This window comes from Marinomonas aquimarina (assembly GCF_900089755.1).
Classification (GTDB): domain Bacteria; phylum Pseudomonadota; class Gammaproteobacteria; order Pseudomonadales; family Marinomonadaceae; genus Marinomonas; species Marinomonas aquimarina.
In genome coordinates this window covers 1-13,970 of the sequence record NZ_FLOC01000015.1, presented here as the reverse complement: position 1 = coordinate 13,970, position 13,970 = coordinate 1, and the positions used below count along the sequence as shown (strand labels likewise).

Sequence of the window (13,970 nt, the reverse complement as noted above, 5' to 3'; positions counted from 1 at the left end):
TGATGTACTGTGCAAAGCTGGGGTATTTTTGTGACCTACATGGGGCAGGATCATACAGCTGAAGAAATTTAAAACTGGAATGAAGCAAGCGCGTTTGAACTAAAATCAAAGCTGCTAGAAATAAAAAATTTTGTAGTAAGTAGAAATCAAACAGAGAAGATATAACAAGTGGTGGGTGTGGAGAGGTTCGAACTCCCGACATTCGCCTTGTAAGGGCGACGCTCTCCCAACTGAGCTACACACCCATCATGAAGATTAATACTTACTTTAAGGACTAAAGTAAGTGGCGGAATGGACGGGACTCGAACCCGCGACCCCCTGCGTGACAGGCAGGTATTCTAACCAACTGAACTACCACTCCGTTGTCATAGATTGTTTAGCCACTGTTCTATAAGTGGTGGGTGTGGAGAGGTTCGAACTCCCGACATTCGCCTTGTAAGGGCGACGCTCTCCCAACTGAGCTACACACCCATCATAATGATGGTATTGATGCCTGCCTACTTCTCATTAAAAGTAAGTGGCGGAACGGACGGGACTCGAACCCGCGACCCCCTGCGTGACAGGCAGGTATTCTAACCAACTGAACTACCGCTCCTAACCTCAACACAAACAAACGTCTGCGTCAGAAGATTGTGCGTATTATAGGGAAACTTTTCTTTAACACAACCTCTTTGTGAAAATTAATTCGTTAATAATCAGTCGGTTAAAATACGTACAACTCAAGAACTCAGATATCCCCTCTTATTGCACGGTTATCTGAGCGGTTGGCAGCCTTTTATAAGCGAGTTTCAGGCACTGATTTCCAGTCGCCGCGCTAACGTGTCGGCTGCCCGCTTGAAGTTCAAGCCGTGTACCATGTCACGAATTTCCTCTAGTACCTCGCTTGAGACCATACAGTGCAATTGCTCAAAGGCATGAATGGCTTCCATATTGTTGGCCTTCAGTAATTCATAAAGCGTCCGGATCTGAGGGGCGTGCACCTTTGATAAACCAGTTCTTGCAGAAGGTTCCTGAGTGGCGTCGGCTTGTTGGCGGTATTGCTGCGCGAGCTCCAGTGTTTGCAAATGAACGTACTGTATCTCGGCCATGGACTCGGCATACAGAGAATATTGGTTTTGCTTTAATTGCCCTTCTAAGGTTTTAAGCAATTCGGCTAAACGCTCCGCGCCAACGGTGGCAGACGTTCCCTTAAATGCATGCAAGAGTTCACAGGTATCCTGCTTATTCTGCTCAGATACGTACTCCGGCACCTGACTTAAAATCGCTTCAGAGTCTTGTATGTATGCATCTAACGCCTGCAAATACAGTGCATGCATATGATTTAGCCGCTGTAACGCAGCCTCGACATTCAGTAAAGCGGACTCCCCTGCTCTTGGCTCAGTTACACTGTCTAATGGCGCAGGTCGTGCTTGCTCAAGACGGGGCGTTGGCGAGTATTCTTCCCCTTTCACTTGAACTAAGATCATGTTGATCAAAGACGCGGTATTGAAAGGTTTGCTGATGTGACCATTCATACCTTGCTCCAATGCCTTCGCTTTGTCGGTTGCTAAGGCGTTTGCCGTCATGGCAAGGATAGGCAATTCCTCCCTGTGTAACGTCTCTCGAATAATTCGAGTGGCTTCATAGCCATCCATGACCGGCATTTGAATGTCCATTAACAGGAGATCAAATTGGTCTGGATACTCTTTAACCCAAGCAACCGCTTCCTCTCCATTGACCGCGATTGTGATCTTTGCCCCTTCAGACTGCAGTATCTCGCGGGCCACTAATTGGTTAGTGGCATTGTCCTCGACCAGCAGGATATCAATGCCCTCAAGAGGCTTTTGTCGCTCTTGCGCGGCTTCTCGTTGAGACTCGAGTAATGTCAGATCGACGTAATTCTGCAGTAGGCTGGCGGGAGTGAGGGGTTTGTCTAACACTGCATCGACTGAGCAACCCTCTGCATTTAACTTGATGAGGTCGAGCGCTTTATTGTGTGGCGTTAACATAAACACTTGACCTGCAAACACCTCAGGCGCTAGTTGCCGAATCGCTGTCACTACTTCAGCCCCAGATACTGCAGGCATATCGTAGTCGATTATGACAAGATCAAACGGCTGCCCTGCTTGGGCGGCACGGTTCAACTCAGCAAGCAGTTGTGTTTGATCCTGAGCACTCACGGCATGCCAGCCTAAGATTTCCACGGCATGCATTGCGGCGGTCAGGGCCTGCGGCAGGTCATCCATCAGTAACACATTTAAGGCGTTTTCGAGCACAGGAAATGGCTGTGCTTCGTTGAAGTCTTGAAATGGAATGCGAGCGGTAAAGGTCGTGCCCACATTTTCTTCACTTTGCAGCACCAGTTGACCGTCCATTAGCTCAATCAGCATCTTGGTAATAACAAGACCAAGCCCAGTGCCACCGTACTCACGAACAGTTGACGTTTCCGCTTGCGTGAAAGCTTCAAAGATTCTTTCTTGTTTTGCACTGGGAATGCCGATTCCAGTGTCGCTGACGACGATCACTAACTCCTGGCCCTCCTCTTGTTGTTGACAAGAAAAGTGGATGCAAACCACACCATGTGACGTAAATTTCACCGCATTACTGGCAATATTGAGGACGATTTGTTGCAGTCGATGTGAGTCAAGTGTGATCACCGTGGGCACACTGGGGGCAACATCGACCACCAGTTCGATGTCTTTTTCACCGATGTTAGAGGTTAAAATGGTCGCAACATGAGTGGACAGCTCCAATACCTTGAATGGATGAGGGTCGATGTCCAGCTTGCCGGCCTCCACTTTTGAAAAATCCAAGATGTCATTCAAAATATTGAGCAATGATCTTGCTGCCCCATCAGACTTCATCACAAAATCTAGCTGCTTGGTATCAAGTTCAGTTTTACGTAGCAGCTCAAGCAGGCCAATGATCGCATTCATCGGTGTGCGGATTTCATGGCTCATATTGGCCACAAACTCCGATTTGGTGCGGCTAGCATTGTCAGCAATCTCCTTGGCTTGCCTCAAGGCTTTCTCATATTGCACTTGATCACTCACATCACGGTTAATACCAACAAACTGGGTAGACCCGTCAAAAGGATTATAATCCTGTGTCGCCGCTGCCTGAATCGTTTTTCGAGCGCCCTTTTCGCTGATAATATCAAAGCAAATTTCCGCCACTTCAGCGCCCTGTCGATGCTGCTGGAAATGCTCGATAACACGGGCCCGATCTTCTACCATTATGTAACTGATCCATTTGTCATAACTGATGGTGACGCTGCTAGGTAAATCATAAAGTTGATACATGATGTCACTCCATGACACCTCATTGGTTTGTGCATTCCAGCCCCAAATCCCAATATTGGCCACATTGGTTGCGGTCGTAAGCTGACTTTTCAGCGCCTCAGACTCCTTACGCTGTACAACCAATTCGCTAATATCCGCCGCAATACCAAGGTAACCAATGATCTCACCTGCGCTGTCTGTTAACGCCGATACAGCCAAGTAGACAGGAATGCTCTGGCCGGATTTTGATACATAGCTCCATTCATGTTCGTTCCTCAGGCCTTTTTGGCTCTTTACAACAAAGACATCAAACCCCGGCTCCACCGTTTCACCTAGAGCCTGACTGAATTCTTCCGCCCTTGCGCGTACTTCCGACTCTAAATGAAACAGTTGTGGCGTCTCTTTGCCGACCACATCGTCAGCGTTATAACCTAATAGCGCTTCTGCAGAGGGGTTTAATAGAGTGATTACCCCCTGAGTATCCGTCGCGATCACCAGGTAGGTGGCGTTGGTAAGTATCGCCGATTGCAGCGTGTAAGTGCGATTCAGTTCATCGGTACGCTCGCGCACTTGCTGCTCTAGGGACTGATTGAACTCTTCTAGTTGCTTAGAAATGCGCTTCTGCTCGGTAATGTCTCGAATAATCTTAGAGACGCCCACTAGCTCACCATTGGCATCGTATATCGGTGACGCCGAAATGGAGACCTCGATACTGGTGCCATTTTTCGTTCTACGGGTGGTTTCAAAGTGATTAACCGGACGCCCCTGCCTTAGCTCTTCACGTATTCGGTTTTCTTCCGATAGGGTCTCTTCCGTCAACAATACCGTATCAGTCGATTGGCCCAGTACTTCTTCCTTTTGATAGCCAAACATTTTACTGGCACTTGGGTTCCAGTCGCGAATCTTGCCATCCATGGTCACCCCAATAATGGCGTCTTGGCTGCTTTCAATGATGGAGGTATTTTGAGCGCGCTCGATTTCTAATAACGCTTGGCTGCGGCTTTTACTGCGGTAAACCAAAAAGAACACAACGAAGACAAAAAGTCCGACAATGAAGATCGTAAACCCATAAGCAGTGTTAGTAAGAGCACTGTAAAACAAGTGCTGCGTATCTTTAAACAGACGAATTTGAATAGCATTTCGCCCCTGCATTAACGGTACTTCGGCCATTAATGCAATGCCTTCTGTGGTCGTGGTATGACCGTATTCATCAGTCTCACTTAAAAAGCCAATCGCCCCGTCTGAGCGATAAATATCATGCCAAGTGTTACTGTCATCAAATTCAAAATTAAAGGCATAGCGATTATTCGGATCAAACAGAAATTCGCCATTATGATTGGTAATATAAATTTGGTCGAATTGATTAGTATTGTTAATTATCTTCTGAAACAAACCATCAGCATTAACATTTAAGATAATAAAACCAAACAGTTTACCAGCATCGTTATAGACTTTTTGCGCAAAACGGACCGTCGGATTATGCGGTACTTGGATCACACCACTCTCGCGGTTCAGGTTGACATCCGAAATATAAATGTCTTTGCTATTAAAAGAAGTAATTTCCTGAAAATAATCCCTTGAGCTTTTTTCTTGAAGCTTGCTGCCACGCATGACCTGTGCAGAGGGCCCTGTTTGTTCGACTCTGACTAACTCCAAGCCATTATTGGCCACACCTATAAAGCGGATTTGATAGACATGTTCATGGGAAGAAATATAACTTTGGAAAATGCGTTCTAAGCGTCTTTTCCAAGTGCTTAAGGTACTGTTGTCCAATGGGTCAATGCTGTCCTCCTGCTCGGTGGCGCGGATGATGCCGCTGATAGGTGGCACGGAGGTCAAGAAATGCAGATCGTCAGTAAGTTCGTCAACTTCGGATTGAAGCGTTTGCGAGTGCTCTGATAGCTCGTCGCTTATACTCGCTTTACTCTCGTTAGTTAATTTATGAAACTGAAAGCTGTAGTTAAAATAAGAAATCGCTAATGTAAAAACAATAAAGACTGCCACTAAAACTTTCCATCGCGTGCTTTCTTTCATAAGACTTCCTATCTATTCATTTAGCGATCTGTGACAACTTCGGATGACACAGATAAAACCGACGTCATTTAAGGATAGAGGATCTCCCGGCCCTGTATAAACTTATTATTTAACAAATTGTAAATCCCCCATACTTCTTTAAAGTCAGCTGCTACACTCAGATGAGCCATAACATCATGTGATAGGAACAAGGATAGGATGATGTTTCACAGTGATACAGTAAAGCCTTCTATTTTAATCACGGACGACTCACCGTCCATTTTGAAAATCTTGAATGAGAGCATCAAAGATCTGGCCACCATCTTTTTCGCCACCAGCGGCAGAGATGCGATCAGTATTGCTCAACAAGACTCCCTAGACCTCATCATCTTAGACATTGAGATGCCTGAGATGGATGGCTACGAAACCTATCAACAAATCAGAGCCTTGCCGGGGCATGAAGACACGCCAGTTATATTTATTACCAGTCACAACGATGGCGACCATGAGCTGAAAACACTGGAAATGGGCGCGGCAGATTACATCAGCAAGCCCATCGATATTGCCATTACCAAAGCTCGTGTGAACACCCAACTTACACTGCAACGACAAAGTGCACGCATCCAAAAAAACGCTGATGATATCACCCACCTGATGCATGCCCTACCCGCCTTCGTTGCCTACTGGGATGGGGATGGCCACAACATTTATTGTAATGATATCAAGGGCCATTGGTTTAACACTGCAGCGACTCAGATGCTTGGACAGCACATCAGTGAAGTTTTGCCAGCTCAGGCCTACAGGGATTTGAGTAATCTTAACTCACTCCAAAAAACTTTCTCGATGGACATTGACTGCCATCCGTTAGATGAAGCCCCGCTGATCGGGCAGCTCAAAATCGTGCCAAGAGATAGCGACAACCCTGAGCAAGGTTTTCTAACCCTGATCCATGACATCACCGCGAGGAAGCTAGCAGAGCAATCGTTAATTGATGAAAAGGAGCGTATGAGGGTCACCCTGAGCTCGATAGGTGATGCGGTGATCGCCACCGATACCAAAGGACTGGTGACCTTTTTAAACCCGATTGCGGAAGAAATGACAGGCTGGTCCTTTCACAATGCGCTAGGGCAAACGATTGAAACCGTTATGCCGTTGTTCGACGCTGACTCTGGTGCACCTTACAAAAATCCAATCAGATTGGCTTTAAAGGAAGAACGAATTGTCGGGATGGCATTGAACTGCTGCCTTGGCTCATCGCAAACAAAATGCATTTCCGTAGAAGACTCTGCTGCCCCGATTCGCAATCATGAAGGCAAGGTCACGGGGGCCATCATTGTCTTCCATGATGTCAGTGAAGCACGCGCCATGGCCATAAAAATGACCCATTTGGCGCAACATGACCCATTGACGGATTTACCCAACCGCTTACTGTTAAGAGATCGTGCTCAACAGGCCATTAACAAAGCCCGCGGGCGCCCACAGAAAGTGGCTATGATCATGATCGACCTTGACGATTTTAAAGGTGTCAACGAGTTGGTTGGGCACGAAGTTGGCGACATGATCTTGCAGCAGATTGCCTATGAATTGCAGGTAGACTTAAGCCTAGACGGCAATCTGTTTAGACCAGGCGGAGATGAGTTTTTAATTCTATTATCCGACCTCAACAGCAGTATTGAGGTCACCCGTCACATTCATCTAATCGAAAAGATTTTCAATTCACAATGGGAAGCCCGTGGCGAGAAGCTCAAGATCTCAGCCAGCATCGGGGTTTCCATCTATCCAGAAGACAGCCGAGATTTAGACGAGCTTTATCGTCACTCTGAGTCCGCCCTGTTTTCTGCGAAAGCCGCCGGTAAAAACCAATACAGTTTTTACAATGATCAGTTAGAAAAAAAGCTGCAGCTCAAGCATCAGCTGGAAAAAGCTCTAAGTTCCAAGAACGATCGCCAGTGTTTTGAAATTCATTATCAGCCCAAGGTGAATACCAACACCCAACAAATCTTGGGAGTCGAAGCCCTAGTTCGATGGCGCAATCATGACAACCAGCTGATCTCACCCTGTGATTTCATCCCGATCGCAGAAGAAACAGGCCTTATTATTCCCTTAGGGGAGCACATTCTCTATCAAGCCTGCTCGCAAGCTGCCCGCTGGCAACAACGTGGCCACCAGCTGTCTGTCGCCATTAACGTTTCTACCGTACAGTTCGAGGACAAGCACTTTATCGATACAGTAAAAAGCGTCATTGAGAGCACTGACGTCAACCCAAACTTAATCGAGATTGAGCTGACCGAAAGTGTACTGGCGAAAAATATAGAACACGCCAAACAACTCATTCACGACCTGAAGGAAATCGGTGTAAACATTGCCTTAGATGACTTTGGTACCGGCTACTCCAGCTTGTCCTATATTAAAGACTTTCCGTTAGACACATTGAAAATCGATCAAAGCTTTGTCAAAAACATGCTTCACGATGCCACCAACCTCACCATCATCGCGGCCATTATCCAGATGGCGAATGGCCTTAAGCTTTCGGTGGTGGCTGAAGGTGTCGAAAGTGAGGAGCATGCCGAGAAGCTCAGTGAAATGGGCTGTCCCATCATGCAGGGCTATTTCTACAGTCGCCCCATTCCTGAGGCAGAGCTCACCGAAAAATATCAGCTTAGCTGACACTGCACTTAAGCAGCCCAGACCATCTCCTGTTTGATTGGCAACACCGTTACCGAGCTCAGCCCCCTATGAGCTCGTTTTTTTGCTATCAGTCCCCAAGCACCATACCTTCACGTCGGGGATCAGCGCCACCATAAAGTTTGCCGTCCTCGATCAGGATTCCCTGCAGCCCAGAATTCAGGTTCGTGACTGAGACCTTATACCCCATCGCTTCTAATGCTGGCACCAAAGCCTCCGCTGATGTGCCTTTTTCCACATCATAGGTGCCAAAACGATTGAGCATATTCGGTAAGGAAATCGCTTGCTGCATGTCCATCCCCCACTCTAAGTGGGCAATCAGCGCTTTTGACACATAGCCAATGATTCGACTGCCCCCAGGCGATCCCACCACCATATAGGGTTTACCGTCTTTCATGACGATGGTCGGCGCCATGGAGGAACGAGGACGTTTACCAGGCTCTAAACGATTGGCAATTGGATATCCATTCCGATGGGCGGCAAATGAAAAGTCCGTCAATTCGTTATTGAGTAGAAAACCGTTGCTCATAACACGTGAGCCAAAACCATTTTCAATCGTTGTCGTCACAGATAAGGCATTGCCCTCGGCATCTACAATTGAGATATGACTGGTGCTCGGGAATTCAATGGCTTGGTCATCGGCCAACGCAATGGCTTGCTCCCAGCGGGGCTCCCCTGCCGACACACTTGTTAAGGCTTTGCCTGGGGTGATTAATGTAGCGCGCGCTGCGAGATAGTCATCCTCCAACAAGCCTTCGGGCATGGGCACATAATCGGTATCAGCGATATAACGCCCCCGATCGGCAAAGGCTAATCGCGACGCATCGCCAATAATCTGCCAAGCTTTAGGCGAGGTTGGCCCCATGGCTGACAGGTCAAAATGTTTTGTCATCCCTAGTATCTGGCCAACCGTGAGTGCGCCCGAGCTAGGTGGCCCCATACCACAGATAGCGTATTGCTCATATGGCAAACACGTGGCCTCGCGCTCTTTGACTTTATACAACATAAAGTCAGACAAGGATAAAACACCTGGATTATCGGAGACAGAACGCACCGCATGGACGATGTCTTCTGCGATGGCGCCGTGATAAAAGGCCTCAGCGCCAGATTGGGCAATACGGGTCAAAGTACGTGCGTAAGCAGGATTTTTGAGCACAAAGCCTGCTGCCCTAGGCGCTCCCTTGGCATCCAAGAAATAGGCTGCTGTGTCAGGGTAGCGCGCTAGGGACTCTTTACTGTTAGCGATGGCCCCCGCCATCCTTGGTGAGATTGCAAAGCCATGATTGGCCAACTCGATGGCTGACTGAAACAGACGCGTCCAAGGCAATTTGCCGTTCGTCTTATGTAGGGTTTCCATCAGTGCCACCGTGCCCGGCGTGCCCACCGAGCGGCCCCCAATGACCGCATCATAAAACTGATAGGGCGTGCCATCTTGGTGTTGAAATAATTCTGGTGTGGCTGCTTGAGGCGCGGTTTCACGCGCATCAAAAGTAGTCAGTTTTTTCTGCTGGGCATCGTAATACACCGCAAAAGCACCACCGCCTAAGCCCGACGACTGGGGCTCTACAAGCCCTAAAGCTGACTGTACCGCCACATAAGCATCCATTACAGAGCCGCCCTGCTTTAAGATGGCATAGCCGGCTTCAACCGCTTTTGGGTTCGCCGCAGCCACCATGAACTGCTTGGCTTCTACTAAGTTCTTTTGCTGAAGCTCGCCTTGCGCTTCCGGCGCATAGGCATCGGCGACCTGACTGGTGGCGTATGCACTGTGGTAAGCAAAAAGAGCCATCGATAACAGCAAAGATTTGCCGGCAACATTCATAATACAGTCCTTATATGGTGGGCTTGCCAATCAAGCGTCGTCTTAAGAAGTCATAGTAAAGGATTGTGGCATAATTACGCGGCCACAAAATCGGGACAGAAACGCATTATTATAAATAAAATACGATAAAATATGCCCAGTTAAACCATTTAGGAGGTCGCCATGTCAGCGTTTCGCTATCAGGCTCTAGAAGTCTTGCTGCGCCAACAGATTCAAGCCGGCAGATACCAAGTGGGTGAAAAGCTCCCCTCTGTCAGAACCTTGTGTCAGCAACACACTTTGTCTAAAGCAACGGTAGTGCATGCCCTGCATAAGTTAGAGGCGGACCAACTGGTGTACGCCGTGCCTAAATCAGGCTATTTCGTCGCCGAAGGCATGTCATACACTGATCTGCCGCGCAAGGTATCCACCCCCTCTGTCCCCGCGCCCGTCAACGTGCCAGATATTTTCCGCGATATCATGTCCCGCAGTGCGGCATTCGACATTCTTCCGAGCGATGGTTCAACGCCAGTGTCGCAACACCTGATCACACTGAATCGTATGATTGCTAAGTCGTCTCGCACTCACCCTGAGCAAAAAGCGTACTATTACGATGAGCCAAAAGGCTACGCAGGTTTACGTCAAGCAATTGTGGACCTCTATCGCCAGCGCAACACGCCGATGAACGCCGAGGATCTGTGTATTACCAGTGGCTGCCAGCATGCGCTGTTTCTTGCCTTGATGGCTTCTTGTCAGGCGGGAGATACCGTAGCGATTGAATCCCCTGCCTTTTATGGTGTGTTACAGCAATTGGAGCAATTAGGGCTGAACGTGATTGAAATCCCCTCCGACTCGAACACAGGGTTAGATATCGCTGAGCTTGAAGCTAAGATTCAACACTGGCCCATTAAAGCGTGCATTGTCACACCAAACTTCCATACGCCCACAGGTTCAAAAATGCCTGTGGCGAACATGAAAGCCTTGCTAATGCTGGCGAATCAGCACGATTTTTATATTATCGAAGACGACATTTATGGCGAACTAGGCTTTCAAAACGGTCCCTGTCCTGCCATCAAAAGTGAGTGCACACAAGGCCGTGTCATTTTGTGTGGTTCATTTTCCAAGTGTTTATCCCGTGAACTGCGTATGGGCTGGATCGCTGGGGGCCGCTTGCATGCCAAAATTGTTCAGCTAAAACTGATCACGCAACTCGCCAGCCCACAAGCTATCCAGCAGGGCTTAGCGGCGTTTATTCATCAGGGGCATTTTAAGCGGCACGCGAATCAATATCGGCAACAACTTAAAGAACAAAGTGATCAACTGCTGACTGAATTGAAGCGGGGCTGGGGCCAAGCCATTAAATTTAGCCGTCCTCAGGGAGGCTTAAGCTGCTGGGTTGAGCTGCCAGAACACATAGACACTCAGAAAAGCTACCCGTCCTTGCTAGAAAAGGGCGTTGTATTAACCCCCGGCGCCCTTTTCTCTGCCCATGGTTTGTACCGCAACCATATGCGTTTAAGTTTTTCGCAACCGTTAACAGAAGGTCGCAGAAGTGCGCTCCAGTTACTGTTTCACACGTTACTTAAGGACGAGCCCTAATGGGCTCGATAACCACTTAGCTATGGTAGCGGCTCACCCTTCGCCCTTGCACATAAAACGCTTGATATGCCCAATATAAGTAGCCAGACAAAGCCGATACCAGGATAACGGCTCCCCACAAGTAGAGCATCAAACTCGACTCTGCTGCTGCCGCCCTATGGAGCGTGATATCAGGCGCAATGATGGCCGGCCAAAGACAGGTGATCAGCATAAAGTAGACCGTTCCTAAAAACATTAGCACTATGCCTAGTGGCCAAACCCGCCATTTAGAAAAGCGGATCACATAATAGGCCCATACGAATGCCATTAACCCTAACATGGGCACAAACCCCATATAGAAGAAATTCGGCAGTCCCAGCCAACGCTGTCTAAGCTCTGGCGTCAAAAATGGAATCACTAGCTGTAAACTCATGACCGCATAGCCCAGCCAAACCAACAAATGATGTGAGTAGTGGCGCATTTGCTCACTAAAACCTTGGTCCTTGTTGGTGGCTAATAGCCAGGTTGCGCCCAGTAAGGCGTAGGTGAGCATTAGGCACACGCCGGTCAATACACTGAACCAAGTCAGCCAATCCCAAGCACCACCGATATAAGTTTGCTGCTCGATCGACACGCCTTGCAATACGGCCCCTATCATCGCGCCTTGGCTAAAGGTTGCGATCAAGGCACTGGCACTAAATAACAGCTGCCATGAATGACTATATGCCTGAGAGGTCTTTAACAGGCCATGAAACGCCAGATTACGAAGCCCCAAAGCGGCAAGCATGATCAATACAGGTATATAGAGCGCGTCCAGCAGCAGCGCGGCAGCCAATGGAAAAGCCACCATCAGACCGATACTGCATAGGATTAACCAAGCGACATTCGCACCACAGACGGGCGCGAGAGACGCAACTAGATTTCCTCTTTGCTGCGGACTATGCACGGTAAAACCGAGTAGCCCTACCCCCAAATGAAAGCCATCCAATAAAACGTACACCATCAGCCCGAAAGCCAGTATAAGCCCCCAGACAGTGACCAAATCCAACCCCATTTTGATTCCTCATTTAGCGTCATAAAACCCCGTCATGTTAGTGCTGAAGATAGCGCTGAGACAGGTACACACTTTGAGAAAATAAATAGGGACAGAAAGCAACGCTGTAAGTGAATTTGAACTATGACAAATCTAGGCAGAGCTGTTTCAACGCTAGGTCTGGTTTTAGCATCACATGCAGGCCCAACAGACGAATTTCACGACCATTTTGGCGCGTCAAAACCTGCTGTAAGAGATCACGAAAATAGTCTAAATCTAACTGGCCGTGGACATGTTCAATGGTCGTCAACTGGAAGTCTGCGAACTTAACCTTAATACCTTGTTTGGTGATCGACTTATCGGGCGACACCTTTTCGAGGCGTTGGCATAACTCTGGATAGAGCTTCTGCTCAATGATTTGCCAACATTCATCAAAGCTAAAAATGTTGTGGGCAAAGGTTCTTTCCACTCCCACTGATTTACGTTGTCGATGGGGGGTCACTTCTCTTTGATCTATGCCATGACTGCGATGCCACAACGACTCACCGAGACGACCAAAGCGTCTCGTCAGAGTCAGATAGTCGCTGTTGCGAATGTCCGAGCAAACATAGAAACCGGCTTGCTGAAGTTTTTCTAAACTGACTTTACCAACACCGGGTATTTTCTCCAGCGGTAGTGAGTCAATAACGTCTTGCATCTCATTTGGCGTAATTACAAACTGGCCGTCCGGTTTGTTCATATCCGAAGCAATTTTGGCAAGAAACTTAATTGGGGCCACCCCAGCAGAAGCCGTTAGATTTAGCTCTGCACGAATGTCATGCCTAATGGCTTCGGCAATCAAGGTCGCTGAGCCATGCAGCTGCTGACAGTCAGAGACATCTAAATAGGCTTCATCTAAAGACAGCGGCTCGATTAAATCGGTATAGCGTGCAAAGATGGCGCGTACTTTCTGAGACACATCCCGATAGACTTGCATCCTACCAGGGACCACCGTGAGATGAGGACATAACTTCTTCGCCCATGCCGTTGACATAGCTGAGCGAACACCGTACTGGCGCGCTTCATAATTACAGGTACTGATCACACCGCGTTGTTTTTCACTGCCACCGACAGCAAGCGGGATATGACGATATTCTGGGTAATCACGCATTTCGACCGATGCAAAAAAGGCGTCCATATCAATATGAATGATCTTCTTTTGTGGCTGAATAGGCGGCATAGCGAAGCACTGTTTAAATAAACAGTATTAATACAGAGTTGGGCTAGATTTGTCCAGACAAACGACAAGCATGCTGGATTTTAATCCTCAGGAGAGAATATTAAGAAGAGACAGATTGAAGATGACTGAAGAAGAAAGGTTTGCTGAAGGATATGGTGGGTGTGGAGAGGTTCGAACTCCCGACATTCGCCTTGTAAGGGCGACGCTCTCCCAACTGAGCTACACACCCATCATAATGATGGTACTGCTTACCAACTTACTTCTCATTAAAAGTAAGTGGCGGAATGGACGGGACTCGAACCCGCGACCCCCTGCGTGACAGGCAGGTATTCTAACCAACTGAACTACCACTCCGTTGTCATAGATTGTTTAGCCACTGTT

General features: G+C 48.0%; 6 protein-coding genes and 6 tRNA genes. 2 read left to right on the top strand and 10 right to left on the bottom strand.

What is annotated here, in order from left to right; genetic code table 11:
- Positions 1–169 precede the first annotated feature (169 nt).
- The 5 genes from MAQ5080_RS12555 to MAQ5080_RS12535 form a co-directional block, all read right to left on the bottom strand.
- Positions 170–245, bottom strand: a tRNA-Val gene (locus MAQ5080_RS12555).
- Positions 246–284: 39 nt separating this feature from the next.
- A tRNA-Asp gene (locus MAQ5080_RS12550) sits at positions 285–361 on the bottom strand.
- 34 nt (positions 362–395) lie between these two features.
- Positions 396–471, bottom strand: a tRNA-Val gene (locus MAQ5080_RS12545).
- Between the two features lie 47 nt (positions 472–518).
- Positions 519–595, bottom strand: a tRNA-Asp gene (locus MAQ5080_RS12540).
- A gap of 193 nt (positions 596–788) precedes the next feature.
- On the bottom strand, positions 789–5,294 hold the full coding sequence (locus MAQ5080_RS12535) for a PAS domain S-box protein (protein WP_067213419.1): 4,506 nt from the start codon (positions 5,292–5,294) through the stop codon (positions 789–791).
- Between the two features lie 198 nt (positions 5,295–5,492).
- Here MAQ5080_RS12535 and MAQ5080_RS12530 point away from each other — a divergent pair, with 198 nt between their 5' ends.
- Positions 5,493–7,940 carry an EAL domain-containing protein gene (locus MAQ5080_RS12530; RefSeq protein WP_067213417.1) on the top strand — a complete coding sequence of 816 codons (2,448 nt, stop codon included), beginning with the start codon at positions 5,493–5,495 and terminating at the stop codon, positions 7,938–7,940.
- Between the two features lie 88 nt (positions 7,941–8,028).
- Here the strand turns inward: MAQ5080_RS12530 and ggt are convergent, their stop codons facing one another.
- Positions 8,029–9,780 carry a gamma-glutamyltransferase gene (gene ggt / locus MAQ5080_RS12525; protein WP_067213414.1) on the bottom strand — a complete coding sequence of 584 codons (1,752 nt, stop codon included), beginning with the start codon at positions 9,778–9,780 and terminating at the stop codon, positions 8,029–8,031.
- Positions 9,781–9,942: 162 nt separating this feature from the next.
- On the opposite strand from ggt, the gene MAQ5080_RS12520 reads away from it, so the two are divergent.
- A complete protein-coding gene (locus MAQ5080_RS12520) occupies positions 9,943–11,358 on the top strand; it encodes an aminotransferase-like domain-containing protein (protein WP_067213411.1) in 1,416 nt (471 codons plus the stop codon).
- Positions 11,359–11,374: 16 nt separating this feature from the next.
- On the opposite strand, the gene MAQ5080_RS12515 is transcribed toward MAQ5080_RS12520, so the two are convergent.
- From MAQ5080_RS12515 to MAQ5080_RS12500, 4 genes are all read right to left on the bottom strand, one after another.
- Positions 11,375–12,391, bottom strand: coding sequence for a cytochrome d ubiquinol oxidase subunit II (locus tag MAQ5080_RS12515; RefSeq protein WP_067213408.1), 1,017 nt, complete (start codon positions 12,389–12,391; stop codon positions 11,375–11,377).
- 121 nt (positions 12,392–12,512) lie between these two features.
- On the bottom strand, positions 12,513–13,589 hold the full coding sequence (gene dinB / locus MAQ5080_RS12510) for a DNA polymerase IV (protein WP_067213405.1): 1,077 nt from the start codon (positions 13,587–13,589) through the stop codon (positions 12,513–12,515).
- Between the two features lie 153 nt (positions 13,590–13,742).
- Positions 13,743–13,818: transfer RNA gene (locus MAQ5080_RS12505), tRNA-Val, on the bottom strand.
- 48 nt (positions 13,819–13,866) lie between these two features.
- A tRNA-Asp gene (locus MAQ5080_RS12500) sits at positions 13,867–13,943 on the bottom strand.
- Positions 13,944–13,970: the final 27 nt, after the last annotated feature.

What these genes read in the sequence shown, in the direction of transcription:
- MAQ5080_RS12520 (WP_067213411.1), top strand. Translation starts at nt 9,943, where the DNA reads ATGTCAGCGTTTCGCTATCAGGCTCTAGAAGTCTTGCTGCGCCAACAG.
- MAQ5080_RS12530 (WP_067213417.1), top strand. Translation starts at nt 5,493, where the DNA reads ATGATGTTTCACAGTGATACAGTAAAGCCTTCTATTTTAATCACGGAC.
- dinB (WP_067213405.1), bottom strand. Translation starts at nt 13,589, where the DNA reads ATGCCGCCTATTCAGCCACAAAAGAAGATCATTCATATTGATATGGAC.
- MAQ5080_RS12515 (WP_067213408.1), bottom strand. Translation starts at nt 12,391, where the DNA reads ATGGGGTTGGATTTGGTCACTGTCTGGGGGCTTATACTGGCTTTCGGG.
- ggt (WP_067213414.1), bottom strand. Translation starts at nt 9,780, where the DNA reads ATGAATGTTGCCGGCAAATCTTTGCTGTTATCGATGGCTCTTTTTGCT.
- MAQ5080_RS12535 (WP_067213419.1), bottom strand. Translation starts at nt 5,294, where the DNA reads ATGAAAGAAAGCACGCGATGGAAAGTTTTAGTGGCAGTCTTTATTGTT.